The organism is Ralstonia sp. 24A2, assembly GCF_051783885.1.
Lineage (GTDB): Bacteria > Pseudomonadota > Gammaproteobacteria > Burkholderiales > Burkholderiaceae > Ralstonia.
In genome coordinates this window covers 2,002,396-2,016,926 of record NZ_JBPVZD010000002.1, presented here as the reverse complement: position 1 = coordinate 2,016,926, position 14,531 = coordinate 2,002,396, and the positions used below count along the sequence as shown (strand labels likewise).

Annotated in this window: 14 protein-coding genes; 3 read left to right on the top strand and 11 right to left on the bottom strand. The window is 63.2% G+C overall.

Annotated elements, in window-relative coordinates; all coding sequences use genetic code 11:
* Positions 1 to 195 precede the first annotated feature (195 nt).
* From ugpQ to ugpB, 5 genes are all read right to left on the bottom strand, one after another.
* Positions 196 to 954 (bottom strand): glycerophosphodiester phosphodiesterase, encoded by a 759-nt coding sequence (gene ugpQ, locus ACS13N_RS14300; RefSeq protein WP_438932243.1) that lies wholly within the window; start codon positions 952 to 954, stop codon positions 196 to 198.
* Positions 951 to 2,048 carry a sn-glycerol-3-phosphate import ATP-binding protein UgpC gene (locus ACS13N_RS14295; protein WP_438932242.1) on the bottom strand — a complete coding sequence of 366 codons (1,098 nt, stop codon included), beginning with the start codon at positions 2,046 to 2,048 and terminating at the stop codon, positions 951 to 953. Before ACS13N_RS14295 ends, ugpQ begins: the two co-directional genes overlap by 4 nt.
* A gap of 18 nt (positions 2,049 to 2,066) precedes the next feature.
* Positions 2,067 to 2,915 carry a sn-glycerol-3-phosphate ABC transporter permease UgpE gene (gene ugpE, locus ACS13N_RS14290; protein WP_438932241.1) on the bottom strand — a complete coding sequence of 283 codons (849 nt, stop codon included), beginning with the start codon at positions 2,913 to 2,915 and terminating at the stop codon, positions 2,067 to 2,069.
* Between the two features lie 17 nt (positions 2,916 to 2,932).
* Positions 2,933 to 3,814, bottom strand: a complete 882-nt coding sequence (gene ugpA, locus ACS13N_RS14285; RefSeq protein ID WP_438932240.1) for a sn-glycerol-3-phosphate ABC transporter permease UgpA — start codon at positions 3,812 to 3,814, stop codon at positions 2,933 to 2,935.
* Positions 3,815 to 3,891: 77 nt separating this feature from the next.
* A complete protein-coding gene (gene ugpB, locus ACS13N_RS14280) occupies positions 3,892 to 5,208 on the bottom strand; it encodes a sn-glycerol-3-phosphate ABC transporter substrate-binding protein UgpB (RefSeq protein ID WP_438932239.1) in 1,317 nt (438 codons plus the stop codon).
* Positions 5,209 to 5,405: 197 nt separating this feature from the next.
* On the opposite strand from ugpB, the gene ACS13N_RS14275 reads away from it, so the two are divergent.
* Both ACS13N_RS14275 and ACS13N_RS14270 read left to right on the top strand, forming a co-directional pair.
* The gene (locus ACS13N_RS14275; RefSeq protein ID WP_438932238.1) at positions 5,406 to 6,320 is read left to right on the top strand and encodes an HAD-IIB family hydrolase; all 915 of its coding nucleotides are present in this window, start codon (positions 5,406 to 5,408) and stop codon (positions 6,318 to 6,320) included.
* 225 nt (positions 6,321 to 6,545) lie between these two features.
* On the top strand, positions 6,546 to 6,872 hold the full coding sequence (locus ACS13N_RS14270; protein WP_438932237.1) for a hypothetical protein: 327 nt from the start codon (positions 6,546 to 6,548) through the stop codon (positions 6,870 to 6,872).
* A gap of 110 nt (positions 6,873 to 6,982) precedes the next feature.
* On the opposite strand, the gene ntrC is transcribed toward ACS13N_RS14270, so the two are convergent.
* The 4 genes from ntrC to ACS13N_RS14250 form a co-directional block, all read right to left on the bottom strand.
* Entirely contained in the window at positions 6,983 to 8,494 is a 1,512-nt protein-coding gene (ntrC, locus tag ACS13N_RS14265) for a nitrogen regulation protein NR(I) (RefSeq protein WP_438932236.1), read from the bottom strand.
* 67 nt (positions 8,495 to 8,561) lie between these two features.
* On the bottom strand, positions 8,562 to 9,761 hold the full coding sequence (gene glnL, locus ACS13N_RS14260; protein ID WP_438932235.1) for a nitrogen regulation protein NR(II): 1,200 nt from the start codon (positions 9,759 to 9,761) through the stop codon (positions 8,562 to 8,564).
* Between the two features lie 7 nt (positions 9,762 to 9,768).
* Positions 9,769 to 10,290, bottom strand: coding sequence for a DUF4124 domain-containing protein (locus ACS13N_RS14255; protein ID WP_438932234.1), 522 nt, complete (start codon positions 10,288 to 10,290; stop codon positions 9,769 to 9,771).
* A 158-nt stretch (positions 10,291 to 10,448) separates the two neighbouring features.
* On the bottom strand, positions 10,449 to 11,864 hold the full coding sequence (locus ACS13N_RS14250) for a 3-hydroxylaminophenol mutase (protein ID WP_438932233.1): 1,416 nt from the start codon (positions 11,862 to 11,864) through the stop codon (positions 10,449 to 10,451).
* A gap of 452 nt (positions 11,865 to 12,316) precedes the next feature.
* Between ACS13N_RS14250 and ACS13N_RS14245 the strand changes: the two genes are divergently transcribed.
* A complete protein-coding gene (locus tag ACS13N_RS14245) occupies positions 12,317 to 12,793 on the top strand; it encodes a rhodanese-like domain-containing protein (protein WP_039596018.1) in 477 nt (158 codons plus the stop codon).
* Positions 12,794 to 12,817: 24 nt separating this feature from the next.
* Here ACS13N_RS14245 and ACS13N_RS14240 read toward each other — a convergent pair whose 3' ends face one another.
* Together ACS13N_RS14240 and ACS13N_RS14235 are read right to left on the bottom strand one after the other, a co-directional pair.
* Complete coding sequence (locus ACS13N_RS14240; protein ID WP_438932232.1) at positions 12,818 to 13,636, bottom strand: competence/damage-inducible protein A; 819 nt, start codon at positions 13,634 to 13,636, stop codon at positions 12,818 to 12,820.
* A 19-nt stretch (positions 13,637 to 13,655) separates the two neighbouring features.
* Positions 13,656 to 14,513: an EI24 domain-containing protein gene (locus tag ACS13N_RS14235; RefSeq protein WP_438932231.1), complete on the bottom strand. Its 858-nt coding sequence runs from the start codon at positions 14,511 to 14,513 to the stop codon at positions 13,656 to 13,658.
* Between the last annotated feature and the right edge of the window lie 18 nt (positions 14,514 to 14,531).

Sequence of the window (14,531 nt, the reverse complement as noted above, 5' to 3'; positions counted from 1 at the left end):
AAATCGCCTGAAATCACCTGATCGGGCCGGATTGCGCATGGCAAAAAGGAGGCACCGAGACAGCTTTTACAGACAAGTTGTGCGGGAAGGACCTAAGTCTTCACGGGCGGGAAGCATAGCACGTTTATAAGCAATATTCTGATTCTTTGACGTGACAACGGCACGTTGTTTTGCCACGTCAAAGAACCGTTTTGATCACATTCCGGCAGGCGAAATTCGATCGACCCAGTCGGTGATCAAACCGTCCAGGCCCGCGCCCCACAGCAGTTGTGCACGGTCAACATCGTTGACGGTATAGCAGCAAACGCGGAAGCCGGCGGCATGTGCCTCGGCAATGATTTCAGGCGTGAGTTCGCGGTGGTTGGCATCGAGCACCACGCAGTCGAGCGCGCGCAGGCGGTCAAGCCAATCGCCGGGCAACTTGTCGAGCAGCAATGCGCGCGGCAATTCCGGAGCGGCATCGCGTGCGGCGGCCAGTGCTTCTTCCGAGAACGACGACAACAGCGGCGGCACATCGGCATCGGCCCACAGCGTGCGCGCATCCAGCGCCACCGCTGCGCCCGTGCGCCACTCCGCGCCCGGCACCGGCTTGATCTCGATGTTGGCGAAGAAGTCATTTGCGCGCAGGTACCGAGCGATGCCGGCCAGCGTGGGCACCGGTTCGCCGGCGTAGGCCGGGCTGTGCCAGCTGCCGGCATCCAGTTGCGCGATCTGGCTCAGCGTGAGCGCATCGAGGCGGCCGCGACCGTTCGTGGTGCGATTGAGCGTGGCGTCGTGCAGCAGCACGGCCACACCATCGCCCGAGAGCTTCACGTCAAACTCGAACATGCGATAGCCGAACGAGGCGCCGTGGCGGAATGCAGCCAGCGTGTTCTCCGGCGCCAGCTTGCCCGCACCCCGGTGTGCGATGGCGCGCGGATACGGCCAGGCCGGCAAGGACCGAGCGTCGCTCATGCCAGTGCCTCGATACGGCGAGTGGTTTGCGGATCGAACCAGTGCAGATGCTCGGCCGAGGTGGTGATGGGCAGCTTGTCACCCGCCTTGACGCCAGCGTGCGGCTCCAGGCGAACCACAATCGGATGACCCGCCAGCGAGCCATACGCAAACGCGTCGGCGCCCAGGGCTTCGACCACGCGAACATCCACGAAGGCAATGGCTTGGTCAGCCGAGCACGGCTCGATATGCTCTGGGCGCAAACCCATCAAAGCGCGCTCCGGCAAGTGCAGGCCCATCGGCAGGTGGCCAAGCGTCGCGGCAGCGTCGCCCTCCTTCGCGCCATCCACCCGGATCTGTGCGCCCTCGCCCGCCTGGCGGGACACGGGCACGAGGTTCATCGGCGGCGAGCCAATGAAGCCGGCCACGAACGTGCTGGCCGGGCGCGAGTACACCTCGAGCGGCGTACCGATCTGCTCGACCCGGCCGCCGTTGAGCACCATCATGCGATCGGCCAGCGTCATGGCTTCGACCTGATCGTGCGTCACATACAGGCTGGTGGTGCGCAGGCGGCGATGCAGGTCCTTCAGCTCCAGGCGCATCTGCACGCGCAGCTTGGCATCGAGGTTGGAGAGCGGCTCGTCGAACAGGAACACGGCCGGCTCACGCACGATCGCGCGGCCCATGGCCACGCGCTGGCGTTGGCCGCCCGAGAGCTGACGCGGCTTGCGATCGAGCAGCTTGCCGAGTTCGAGAATGCCCGCAGCCTGCTGCACACGCGCCTGGATCTCAGTCTTGGGCAGACCACGAATCTTCAGGCCGTAGGCCATGTTGTCGAACACGCTCATGTGCGGATACAGCGCGTAGTTCTGGAACACCATCGCGATGTCACGCTCGGCAGGCTCCAGTTCGTTGACGACGCGCTCACCGATCCACACCTCACCACCGGTGATGGGCTCCAGGCCCGCCACCATGCGCAGCAGCGTGGATTTGCCGCAACCCGAAGGCCCGACGATGACGATAAATTCCCCATCGCCGATTTCCATGTCGATACCGTGCACGACCTGGAGGTTGGCGTAGTGCTTCTGAACGTTACGTAGAGACAGTTTTGCCATCTTGAGTCTTCTATTCTTTTACTTCTCGGTTTCCACCAGGCCCTTCACGAACCACCGCTGCATGCCGATCACGATTGCCGCAGGCGGCAGCATGGCCAGCATCACGACAGCCATCAGCAGGTTCCAGTCGGTGGCGGAATCGCCGGAGCGGGAGATCATCTGGGTCACGCCTAGCACGATGGGGGTCATGTTCCGTTCAGTCGTGATCAGCAGCGGCCAGAGGTACTGATTCCAGCCGTAGATGAACTGGATCACGAACAGCGCCGCAATGCTGGTGCGCGAGAGCGGCAGCACCACGTCCCAGAAGAACTTGAGCGGGCCCGCGCCATCGATGCGCGCGGCTTCGGCCAGTTCATCGGGGATCGTCAGGAAGAACTGCCGGAACAGGAACGTGGCCGTGGCCGACGCGATGATCGGAATCGTCATCCCGGCGTAGGTGTTCAGCATGCCGAGGTCCGACACCACCTTGTACGTCGGCAGAATGCGCACCTCCACCGGCAGCATCAGCGTGACAAAGATCAGCCAGAAGAACGTCTTGCGCAGCGGAAATTTGAAATAGACGATCGCGAAGGCCGAGATGATGGAGATGGCGATCTTCCCGAACGAGATACCCAGCGCCATGATCAGGCTGTTCATCAACATGGTGCCGACCGGCGTGGCAGAGTTGCCCATGCCGTGCGTAAGCACCGTGCGATAGTTCTCGATCAGGTGCGGACCGGGGATCAGCGTCATCGGTGCCTGCAGCACATCTTCGGCCGTCAACGACGACGCGACGAAGACCACATACACCGGAAACGCCACGATCATCACGCCCAGGACCAGCACAACGTGGGTGAGGAAGTCCAGGAATGGACGGCGTTCAATCATGGTTCTTTGCCCTCCTTTTAGTATTGGACTTTGCGTTCAACGTAGCGGAACTGGACGATCGTCAGCACGATCACCAGGCCCATGAGGATGACCGACTGCGCAGCCGATCCACCGATATCGAGCCCGCGCACGCCGTCCTGGTACACCTTGAAGACCAGCGTCTCGGTCGCCTTGAACGGGCCACCCTGCGTAACCGAATCGATGATGGCAAAGGTGTCGAAGAACGCGTACACCACGTTCACCACCATCAGGAAGAACGTGGTAGGCGACAGCAGCGGGAAGACGATCGACCAGAAGCGCTTCCACGGCCCGGCGCCATCAATGGCCGCCGCTTCGATCAGCGATTTGGGAATGCTCTGCAAACCCGCCAGGAAGAACAGGAAGTTGTAGCTGATCTGCTTCCATGCCGCGATGACGACAACCAGGAACAGCGCCTGCTCGCCGTTGAGCACGTAGTTCCAATCCACGCCTATCTTGCGGATCAGGAAGGAGACGATGCCCAGCGTCGGGTTGAACAGGAAGCTCCACAGCACGCCGGCCACGGCCGGCGCAATCGCATACGGCCAGATCAGCAGCGTCTTGTAGAACGTGGCGCCTCGCAAGGCGCGGTCGGCAAAGTACGCCAGCGCCAGCGAGGTGCCCAGGCCCACGAACGTCACGCCAATGGCGAACAGCGCGGTGGTCTTGAACGACCCGAGATAGGTCGGATCCGTCAGGAGATCGTGAAAGTTCTCCAGCCCGACGAATTCGAGGTTGATACCGAAGGCGTCCTGGCGCAGCAGCGACTGATACAGCGCCTGGCCCGCGGGCCAGAAAAAGAACACCAGAGTGATGACGATCTGCGGGGCCACCAGCACATACGGCAGCCAGCGCGATCGAAAAACGACGCGTTTTTCCATGCGACTTTCCAAAAACGCACCGCCGGCCGGTGCAGGAGCACGAGGCCGGCGGTTGACGACAAGCGCTAACGAGGCGCTTATTCCTTGACGGTTTTCTCGAAGCGGACGAGCAACTCGTTGCCGCGCGACACAGCCGTATCCAGTGCTTCCTTCGGTTGCTTCTTGCCGGCCCAGACGGCTTCCAGCTCTTCGTCGATCACCTGACGGATCTGCGGGAAGTTGCCCAGACGGATGCCGCGCGACTTGTCGGTCGTCTTGACGATCATCTGCTTGACGGCCACGTCGGCGCCCGGGTTCTTGTCATAGAAACCCGACTTCTTCGTCAGCTCATACGCTTCCAGCGTGACAGGCAGATAGCCAGTCGACTGGTGCCAGTCAGCCTGCACGTCCGGACGCGACAGGAACGTGAAGAACTTCGCCACGCCCTTGTACTCCTCAGCCTTGTGTCCGCCCATCACCCACAGCGAAGCGCCGCCGATGATGGTGTTCTGCGGCGCGCCTGCCACGCCAGCTTCGTACGGCAGCGGTGCCGGGCTGAAGTTGAACTTGGCGTTCTTGCGGATGTTCGCCAGCGCCGCCGACGAACCGGTGTGCATGGCGCACTCACCCGCGATGAACTTCGCCTTCGGTTCATCCTTGCGGCCGGCGTAGGTGAAGTAGCCCTTCTTCTGCATGTCGAGCAGGTTCTCGATGTGCTTGATCTGCACCGGGCCGTTGAAATTCAGGCGAGCCTTGGCGCCGCCAAAGCCATTGTTCTCGGTGGCGAACGACACGTTGTGCCAGGCCGAGAAGCTTTCCAGATGCACCCACGACTGCCAGTCGGTCGTGTAGCCGCACGGCACGCCGGCCGCCTTCAGCTTGGCCGCGTCGATGGCCACTTCCTGCCACGTTGCAGGCGGCTTGTTCGGGTCAAGGCCGGCCTTCTTGAAGGCGTCCTTGTTGTAATACATGATCGTCGTCGAGCTGTTGAACGGGAACGACAGCATCTCGCCCTTGTTCGACGTGTAGTAGCCCGCTACGGCCGGCACGTAGGCCTTCGGGTCGAACTTCTCGCCGGCATCCTTCATGATCTTGGCCACCGGAACGATGGCGCCCTTGGCGTTCATCATGGTGGCGGTGCCCACTTCGAACACTTGCAGGATGGCCGGGGCGTTACCGGCGCGGAAGGCCGCGATGCCCGCCGCCAGCGATTCGTCGTACTGGCCCTTGTAGACCGGCACGATCTTGTAGTCGGACTGGCTGGCGTTGAACTTGGTGGCGATCTCGTTCACCTTGTCGTTCAAGGCGCCTTCCATCGAATGCCACCATTGGATTTCCGTCACTGCGTACGCGCCCTGCGCAAACGTACACGCGGCCAGCACTGCCGCCGCCCCCGCAATCTTCTTGATCGACATCATTTCTCCTGGTTTCGACCCGGCGGGCTCCCTCGCTCCGCCCACGGCGCGCCGACTGTATAGGCACGGTCGGTCATTTTTATGACAGCGGGATGTTACGTGTCTTTCTGTCATAAAGAAATTGGGAATTCCCTCCAAGGTTTGGCTTGCAACGGCCGTTAGAATGGATTGAAGCCATCCCTTTTTGCACACGCAGCATGCTCGCTCCGCCGACCTCCTCCACCCCGTCCGCCTCTGCCGGCTCGCCCGATTCCGCGCCTGAAGCCACCCCGGTGATCGCTGCCCGGCGCGTCCCGCTGGCCTTGCACCAGCTCCCGGATGATGCGCTGCGCAATATCACTGGCGTATTCACCGATGTGGACGGCACGCTCACCACGCGCGGCAAGCTGCCGGCCCAGGCGTACTCCGCGCTGGAGCGACTGCACCGCGCGGGCATCAAGGTCGTGCCGGTCACCGGCCGCTCGATTGCCTGGTGCGAAGTCATCACGCGGCTGTGGCCGGTCGATGCCGTGATCGGTGAGAACGGCGCGTTTGCCATGCGCATCGATTCACGCGGGCACCTGACCACCGATTTCGTTGACGACGCCCAGACGCGCGCACGTAACCTCGAACGCATTCGCGAAATCGGTGCGGAGGTCATGCGGGCGGTGCCGGGCTCTGCGCTGGCAACCGACCAAGCCTGGCACGCCGCCGACCTGGCCGTCGACCATGCGGAGCAAGTCCCGCCGCTGCCGCAGAACGCGGTGCAGCACATCGTCGACATCATGCGCACGCATGGCATGCATGCCACGGTCAGCTCCATCCACGTCAACGGCTGGTTTGGCCGGCACGACAAGCTGAGCGCCAGCGTGGCGCTCGCCCGCCGCGCCTTCGGCATCGACCTGCATGACGAGCGCGAGCGCTGGGTGTTCGTGGGCGACTCCGCCAATGATGCGGCCATGTTCGAGTTCTTCCCGCTCTCAGTCGGTGTGGCCAATGTGGCGGACGTGATCGACACGCTGCCCATGCCGCCGGCCTACCTGACTATGGCCGAAGGCGGCGGCGGTTTTGCAGAAGTGGCCGAGCGCATTCTTGGGGCACGCGCACCCGCGCTTCCCGCCCCACGCGGCTGACGACACGGCCGCCGGCTCGAACAGCGGCGGGCGGCCGTCAGCCGTTTCTCAGATTCACCCCGACGCCTCTCACGTATCGGTGCGCGCACGCGGCACGCTATTTGCGCCACGTTAGTGCGCCGCACCGATTTGCGTCACGCACACGCCTCATCGTGGTGCGTGTGACGACTACATGGCATGCGGCGCCCCCTTTCCGATCCGATTTCCATCCGATAGGAGCCTCTCATGCAAACCCAGAAAATTCGACAGCGACTCGAGCACGCCGAGCACACCATCGCCCAACTGTCTGAGCTGTGCATGTCACAGCAGGGCGTGCCCGACTCGCTCAAGCAATCGGTCGAGCAGTTGGATGAACAAGCACGCCAATGCCACGCCCGGCTGGAGAACACCCAGGACACGCAGGCACTCGTGCAGGCCGTTGACCAGCTGGAAGCCGCCTCCGACCGCGCCAAGATGGCATGCCAGAGCGCAGGCAAGATCGACCACAGCGTGCACTCCGCCGTCATGCGCACGCACGATGAGCTATCGCGCCTGAAGCACCATCTGCACTAAGCGCCCCCGCTCCCCCCAAAAAAAGAGGGCGGACTCCCTCTCGGAAATCCGCCCAATCCCAATCGCCAAGCTCGACGATATTCGGTGGGGGCCGGCTTGCTGACAACGCGTCAGTCGAAGCCGAGCTCCTGCAATTTGCGTGTGATCGTATTGCGACCGATGCCCAGGCGCGTTGCGGCTTCCACGCGGCGCCCGCGCGTGACCCCAAGCGCGGCTTCGAGGATGGCCTTTTCGAAACGGCGTGTGAGGACATCCATGACCTCGGGCTGACCGGCTTCGAGCATGGCTTTGGCCTCGCCCGCAAGCGCGCGCTCCCAACCCGCCGAGACCGACGCCCCTGCAGCGGTGGTGGCCGTCAGCGCGTCGCTGGGCAGCCCCGTGCCATACGGCTCACCGCCATACGAAGGCTCGCCGACGAACACCGGCCGCACGCCTCCCACGTCGCCTGCCGCCGGCAGCGCCTGTGCGTTGCCGCTGACGAGGTCGTACGGCAAATCCTTGATCTCGATCGTCTGCGCCGGCGCCATCACGGTCAGCCAGTTGCAGAGGTTCTCAAGCTGACGCACGTTGCCCGGGAACGGCAGCGTCGCGACATGTGCGAGCGCGTCGTCCGACATGCGCTTGGGCTCGACACCCAGTTCCTTGGCGCTCTTCTGCAGGAAGTGGCGCGCCAGCAGCGTGATGTCTTCCGGGCGCTCACGCAACGCCGGCAGGCGCAGGCGGATCACGTTCAGGCGGTGGAACAAGTCCTCGCGGAACAGGCCGTCCTTGACCCGCGTTTCAAGATTCTGGTGCGTGGCTGCAATGACGCGCACGTTGGCCTTGAGCGGGTTGTGTCCGCCCACACGGTAGAAGTGCCCGTCCGACAGCACACGCAGCAAGCGCGTCTGCAGGTCGAACGGCATGTCACCGATTTCATCGAGGAACAGCGTGCCGCCTTCAGCTTGCTCGAAGCGGCCGCGGCGCATGGTCTGCGCGCCCGTGAAGGCGCCGCGCTCGTGGCCGAACAGTTCGGATTCGAGCAGGTCTTTCGGGATCGCCGCCGTATTCAGGGCGATGAACGGACCGCTCGCGCGCGGGCTGTGCTTGTGCAGCGCACGGGCCACCAGTTCCTTACCGGTACCGGATTCCCCGGTAATCAACACCGTCACGTTCGACTGCGACAGGCGGCCGATGGCGCGGAACACGTCCTGCATGGCCGGCGCCTGGCCGAGAATCTCGGGCGCATCGCCCAGACGATCGTCGATCTCTTCCTCGCGCAGGCTTTCTTCCAGCGCGCGGCGGATCAGTTCGACCGCGCGATCCACGTCGAATGGCTTGGCGAGGTATTCGAAGGCGCCGCCTTGGAACGCCGCCACGGCGCTGTCCAGGTCGGAATACGCGGTCATGATGATGACCGGCAGCCCTGGATGCTTGGCCTTGATGGCCTGCAGCAGGTCCAGCCCCGAGCCGCCCGGCATGCGCACGTCTGAAATCAGCACCTGCGGCGTTTCTTCATCCAGCGCATTGAGTGCATCGCGCGCGTTGGTGAAGCTGCGCGACAGCAGGCTCTCACGCGCCAGTGCTTTTTCAAGGACCCAGCGGATGGATTGATCGTCGTCGACTATCCAGATTGGCTTCATGTGTTGGTTCGTCTGCTTGACTTCGTCTTTGCCTGGGTCCTCGTGCGCTGTGTGCGCCGATAAAGCGTCAGTGCAGCGGCACAAGAATGCGGAAATCGGTCTGCCCCGGCCTGCTCTCACACTCGATCAGGCCATCGTGCTGTTGCACGAAGGTCTGCGCGAGCGTCAGGCCCAGCCCGCTCCCCCCTTCCCGTCCGGACACCAGCGGGAAGAAGATGCGCTCGCGGATGTCGTCCGGAATCCCAGGACCGTTGTCCACCACATGCAAGTCCAATGCCAGCTTGTAAAGACGTTTTGCAATCGTGACTTGCCGCGCAACACGCGTGCGCAACACGATCTCGCCGTCGCCTTGTGCAATGCGATGCGCCAACGCATGTGCCGCGTTGTGGACGATGTTGAGCACAGCCTGGATGAGCTGCTCCTTGTCGCCGCGGAACTCGGGCAGGCTGGCATCGTAGTCGCGCACGATGCGCAACCCCTGCGGAAACTCCGCCAGCACCACCGAACGCACCCGCTCAAGCACCTCGTGGATGTTCACGTCGCCCACAATGTGCGGATGCCGGTGCGGCTCCAGCAGACGGTCCACCAGGGTCTGCAGCCGGTCGGACTCCTTGATGATGACCTGCGTGTACTCGCGCAGCGAACGCTCGGGCAGCTCGAACTCCAGCAACTGCGCGGCGCCACGAATTCCTCCAAGCGGGTTCTTGATCTCGTGCGCAAGGTTGCGGATCAGCTCCTTGTTGGCGGAGGTCAGGTCCAGCAGGCGCTCTTCGCGCTCGCTGCGGATCTTCTGCTCGTTGGGCAGCAGTTCCAGAAGCACGGCGCCGGGCGCAAAGTCGACGGCACCCACCACCGCATGCGCATGCAGCGGCTCATGGCCAGGGCGGTCGAGCGAGACATCGCGCCGCTTGGCGTCGAACTGTCGGCCCGCCACGGTGGCGATCATCTCCGCCAGCTCGGACGGATCGGCAAACAGCTCGTGCAGCGACATCCCCACCAGTTGTCGGCGGGACACGGCCAGCACGGCTTCAGCGGCGGGGTTGGCGTAGAAGATCGTCAGCGCCGGATGGCGGACGAAGAGGATGGGATTGGGCACCGCATCGAGCCCGGGGTACGACGGCGGTGCACCATGAGAAAACGGAATGGGCGCTGGCCCATCGATGCTGTCGCCAGCGGAAATGCCCTGGCGGGCGTTGACTGACGGCGCGGGGGGCGTCGTCTGTTCCTGGTCATCGCGGCGTGCCGCTTTGCGGATCAGTCGACGCATCACTCGGCTACTCCTTGAGGTTGCTCAACTCCCGGCGGATGGAATCGACATTGGCCTGGCTGCGCTCGATGTCGCTCTTCAACTGCGCGGTGCGGTCGAGATACTTCTGATAGTTACGTTCATTACCCTGGCGCTCGGGCTGGCCGTTGTTGTATTCGGCCTTCAACGCCTGGAGCTTGCGCTCCTCGTCTGCCAACTCGGTTTCCAACACCTGGCGGCGCTCGCCGTCACGTGCCTTCTGCGTTGCGCTGTCCACACGCGGGAAGGCGCCACCCGCATTGCTCTGTGCCGGTGCCGGTGCGGCCCCTGCACTGCGCGGACTGCGCGTGCCAGGCACGGTCACCACGTCGGGCAGCGTCAGCTTCTTGCAGCCCTTCGTGTTGCCGCTGTTGCGGTACTCCGGCACACCGTTCGGGCCCGTGCACAGATAGACATCATCGGCGTACGCGGGTGCCTGCACGGACAACGCGGCAAACGCTGCCACGGCGGAAAGCAGTCCGGATGCGATGCGTGGAGAAGGACGGAACATGAGATGGGACCTGGCAAAACGTCGATCGGGCGCCGGAATCCGGCGGACGCTCATTTAGCCACAAAACCCCTCGCACCAACAAGAAAGGGCGACCTGCGCCGCCCTTCCCCGTCACAACCGTCTCTTCGCCCCGACACATCGACCGGGGCGCTCGCCAATTACAGCGAGTAGTACATGTCGAACTCAATCGGGTGCGTGGTCATGCGGAAGCGCGTGACTTCTTCCATCTTCAGCTCGATGTAGGCGTCGATCATCGAGTTGGAGAACACGCCACCGCGGGTCAGGAACTCGCGATCCTTGTCCAGGTACTCGAGGGCCTGATCCAGGCTCGAGCACACGGTCGGGATCTTTGCATCCTCTTCCGGCGGCAGGTCGTACAGGTTCTTGTCAGCAGCTTCGCCCGGGTGGATCTTGTTCTGCACGCCGTCCAGACCAGCCATCAGCAGTGCCGAGAAGCCCAGGTACGGGTTCATCAGCGGATCCGGGAAGCGCGTTTCGATGCGACGGCCCTTCGGGTTCGCAACGTACGGAATACGGATCGAAGCCGAACGGTTACGTGCCGAGTAAGCCAGCTTGACCGGTGCCTCGAAGCCCGGCACCAGACGCTTGTACGAGTTCGTACCCGGGTTGGTGATGGCGTTCAGCGCACGAGCGTGCTTGATGATGCCGCCGATGTAGTACAGCGCGAATTCCGACAGACCGGCGTAGCCGTTGCCTGCGAACAGGTTCTGGCCGTCCTTCCACACCGACTGGTGAACGTGCATGCCCGAACCGTTGTCGCCCACGACCGGCTTCGGCATGAACGTAGCGGTCTTGCCGTAGGTGTGCGCGACGTTCTGGATCACGTACTTCTGCAGTTGGGTCCAGTCCGCGCGCTGCACCAGCGTGCTGAACTTCGTGCCGATTTCGTTCTGGCCCTGGCCAGCCACTTCGTGGTGGTGCACTTCAACCGGAATGCCCAGCGATTCCAGGATCAGGCACATTTCCGAACGGATGTCCTGGAACGTGTCGATCGGGGCGACCGGGAAATAGCCGCCCTTCTTGCCCGGACGATGGCCCGAGTTGCCGTGTTCGAAATCCTTGCCCGACGACCACGGTGCTTCTTCGGATTGGATCTTCACGAAGCAACCCTGCATGTCGATGTTCCAGGTCACGCCGTCAAAGATGAAGAATTCGGGTTCCGGACCGAAGAAGGCGGTGTCGCCCAGGCCGGTACTCTTCAGGTAGGCTTCAGCGCGCTTGGCGATCGAGCGGGGGTCGCGGTCGTAGCCCTTGCCGTCCGACGGCTCAACCACGTCGCAGGTCAGCACCAGCGTCGGTTCTTCATAGAACGGGTCGACGTGGGCGGTGTTTGCATCCGGAACCAGCAGCATGTCCGACGCTTCGATGCCCTTCCAGCCGGCGATCGACGAACCGTCGAATGCGTGGCCGCTTTCGAACTTGTCTTCGTCGAAATGCGACACGGGAACCGAGACGTGCTGCTCTTTACCCTTGGTATCGGTGAAGCGGAAATCGACGAACTTGACGTCGTTTTCCTTCACGAGCTTCATCACGTCTGCAATGCTTTGGGACATGCCATTCTCCTGGTAGCGCAATAACGCAAAGTATTGTGAGCCGGTTGTGTGACGGATCGCTGCGATCGCCCTCACCCCCGAAACATCTTCTTCTCGCCAGGATGTCCTGCACCACCGAACACCCCGGAAAAGACCGCGGGAATCTTAGCAGAAAGCATGCCAGTGTCGACCCGATGACGGGCATGCGCTCCCGCAAATAGTGCAGTGCTGCGCCAGCCCATGCCTGACACGGTGCGATGGCATCAAGACGCCGGTGCAAACACCTTGGTCTGAATTGGCCACACGGGAGCCCAGCTGTTCAGGCAGGATAGTCAACGCACAACGACGGTGCACAAAAACCGTTGCGGCCCCACTTTTGTGCACAACAGTAGTGCGCGCACCGTTTCGGTGAATTACACCTGCATCACGTGACGGCAACGCTAGAATGATTGTTTTACCTTTTGCCGATTGCCATGACTGCCACCACACTCACCCGCGAGTCCCTGCTGGAAGCGGCCACCGCCCGCCGCGAGGCCGACCAGCTCCAGTACTTCGGCGCCCTGTCGCCGCAAGAAGCCGCCGCCCTGCTCGCCGCCGATCCGCAAGCGCATCTGGTGGACGTGCGCACGCGCGCTGAACTGGACTGGGTCGGCACGCCAGACGTGGCGCCCGATCAGTTCACACACGTAGAGTGGAACCAGTACCCGGGCGGCGTGCGCAATCCGAACTTCCTCAGCGCACTGGAAGCGGCCGTACCGAAAGACGTGCCGGTGCTGTTCCTGTGCCGAAGCGCAGCGCGCTCCAAGCACGCCGCCGTAGCGGCTGCACAGGCCGGCTACACGTTGGCGATGGATGTACTGGAGGGCTTTGAAGGCGCCAAGGACAGCGAAGGCCATCGCAAGACGGTGGAAGGCTGGTGCTTCCGCGGTTTGCCGTGGCACGGCGCCTAAGGCCACCCACGGAATTCAAGATGCTCAGGACGCCGTTGCGGCGTCCGCTTCAATGATCTCGCCGCCTAGCGCCAGCGCACCTTCGCGCAGCACCGCATAGGCGCGCGCCACGGCTTCGGGTGAGCCCTTCACACCCAGGTCGATGTGCGAACGGGCATAGCGCTCGCCGCGCGATGCATCGCCCACGCTGGGCAAGCTGAAGACCTTCACGCTCTCGAACTCGGCTTCGATGCGCTCCATCAGCGGCGTGAGGCGCGACTCCGGCAGACCGAACACCAGGAACGAACGCTCTTCGCGCGGGGCGCGGTGGAATTGATCGGCGTAGTAAGTGTCGAGCACCCACTCCATCATCGGCCACGCCATCACCGGAAAGCCCGGCATGAAATGGTGATGCGCCACCGAGAACCCCGGGATGCGGTTGTAGCTGTTCGGGATGATGCGCGCGCCCTGCGGGAACTCGCCCATCTTGAAGCGATGCTGGTTCTCGGGTGTCGACAGATCTGCCTTGACTGGATCACCTGCGGCGGTATCGGCGATGCGCTGTGCGATCAGCTCGCGCGCTTCCGGATGCAACGCCAGCGGTACGCCCAGCGCGGCAGCGGCGCATTGGCGCGTGTGGTCATCGGGCGTGGCGCCGATGCCGCCGGTGCAGAACACCACGTCGTCGCCGGCGAGCGTGCGCTTGAGCACGCTGGTGATGCGCGCAGGCTGATCGCCGACGTATTCGGCCCACTCCAGCGCCAGGCCGCGCTCGCCCAGCACTTCGATCAGCTTACGCAGGTGCTTGTCTTCGCGGCGGCCGGAGAGAATCTCGTCGCCAATGATGATCATGCCGAAGGCCATGTCAGTCCTTGTTGCTCGCTTACTCGCGGGGCAATTCGATGGGGGTCACGTCGATGATGGACGCTTCGACCATGCGTGCGGGCGGTGCCTCGGCACGCAGGCGCGTAAGCGCACGCAGGCAGAAATGGCCGAACCACAGCGCCGAGAAAATGAAGATCAACACGTACAGCCAGATGACGGCAATGGCGATGATCGGGAACAGCACAATCGTCACCACCGACGACACCCACAGCAGTGTCGGTGCCGAGCCCAGCATGCCGACCGCGATGCCGATGCCCAGCAACGGCAGCCGATAGCGCTGCATGATCGCGCGGCGCTCTTCCGGCGTGGCGTGGTCGGCCAGCGCGTCGTAAGTCATCAGGCGGTAGGTCAGCCAACCCCACAGCAACGGGGGGATCAGCGCGAAGAACGGCGGAATCAGCCACAGCGGCAGCGTGACGATGGCCACCAGGATAAACACCAGCGTACACAGCAGCGCATGCATCACGCTACCCACCATCGAGCCGCCCTTGCGGCGCTCAAGCTGCGGGTAGCTGCGATCCAGAAACCGCATGACCGGCGGCACTGCTGTCACGCTCACAAAAACGAGGATCGACACGACGATCACCGGCACCAGCAGCGTAATGACCAGCAGCGGCGCGATGGCCGACCACAAACCCGACATGCCGATGGCACCCAGGCCGCTCTTGATCCAACCCATGAACGTCCAGCTTTCCACGGCGTCCCTCGCCATGCCGTTCATTGCATCCCAGCCGAAGTACAGGACGGCGCCCCACACGGCCAGAGCCACAACAAACGGCAGCACCGTCAGGAACAGCATGCGCGGATGCAGTTGCGAAAGCAGCGCGCGGCCAAACGAGCGAATCAGGTCGTTCATGCGGGAATCGGGAAATCA

Bases quoted from the DNA above. Each gene is read 5' to 3' on its own strand.
- ACS13N_RS14295 (WP_438932242.1), bottom strand. From the start codon at position 2,048: ATGGCAAAACTGTCTCTACGTAACGTTCAGAAGCACTACGCCAACCTC.
- ACS13N_RS14240 (WP_438932232.1), bottom strand. From the start codon at position 13,636: ATGGCCTTCGGCATGATCATCATTGGCGACGAGATTCTCTCCGGCCGC.
- ugpA (WP_438932240.1), bottom strand. From the start codon at position 3,814: ATGGAAAAACGCGTCGTTTTTCGATCGCGCTGGCTGCCGTATGTGCTG.
- ACS13N_RS14250 (WP_438932233.1), bottom strand. From the start codon at position 11,864: ATGTCCCAAAGCATTGCAGACGTGATGAAGCTCGTGAAGGAAAACGAC.
- ntrC (WP_438932236.1), bottom strand. From the start codon at position 8,494: ATGAAGCCAATCTGGATAGTCGACGACGATCAATCCATCCGCTGGGTC.
- ACS13N_RS14235 (WP_438932231.1), bottom strand. From the start codon at position 14,513: ATGAACGACCTGATTCGCTCGTTTGGCCGCGCGCTGCTTTCGCAACTG.
- ugpE (WP_438932241.1), bottom strand. From the start codon at position 2,915: ATGATTGAACGCCGTCCATTCCTGGACTTCCTCACCCACGTTGTGCTG.
- ugpB (WP_438932239.1), bottom strand. From the start codon at position 5,208: ATGTCGATCAAGAAGATTGCGGGGGCGGCGGCAGTGCTGGCCGCGTGT.
- ACS13N_RS14275 (WP_438932238.1), top strand. From the start codon at position 5,406: ATGCTCGCTCCGCCGACCTCCTCCACCCCGTCCGCCTCTGCCGGCTCG.
- glnL (WP_438932235.1), bottom strand. From the start codon at position 9,761: ATGCGTCGACTGATCCGCAAAGCGGCACGCCGCGATGACCAGGAACAG.
- ACS13N_RS14255 (WP_438932234.1), bottom strand. From the start codon at position 10,290: ATGTTCCGTCCTTCTCCACGCATCGCATCCGGACTGCTTTCCGCCGTG.
- ACS13N_RS14245 (WP_039596018.1), top strand. From the start codon at position 12,317: ATGACTGCCACCACACTCACCCGCGAGTCCCTGCTGGAAGCGGCCACC.
- ACS13N_RS14270 (WP_438932237.1), top strand. From the start codon at position 6,546: ATGCAAACCCAGAAAATTCGACAGCGACTCGAGCACGCCGAGCACACC.
- ugpQ (WP_438932243.1), bottom strand. From the start codon at position 954: ATGAGCGACGCTCGGTCCTTGCCGGCCTGGCCGTATCCGCGCGCCATC.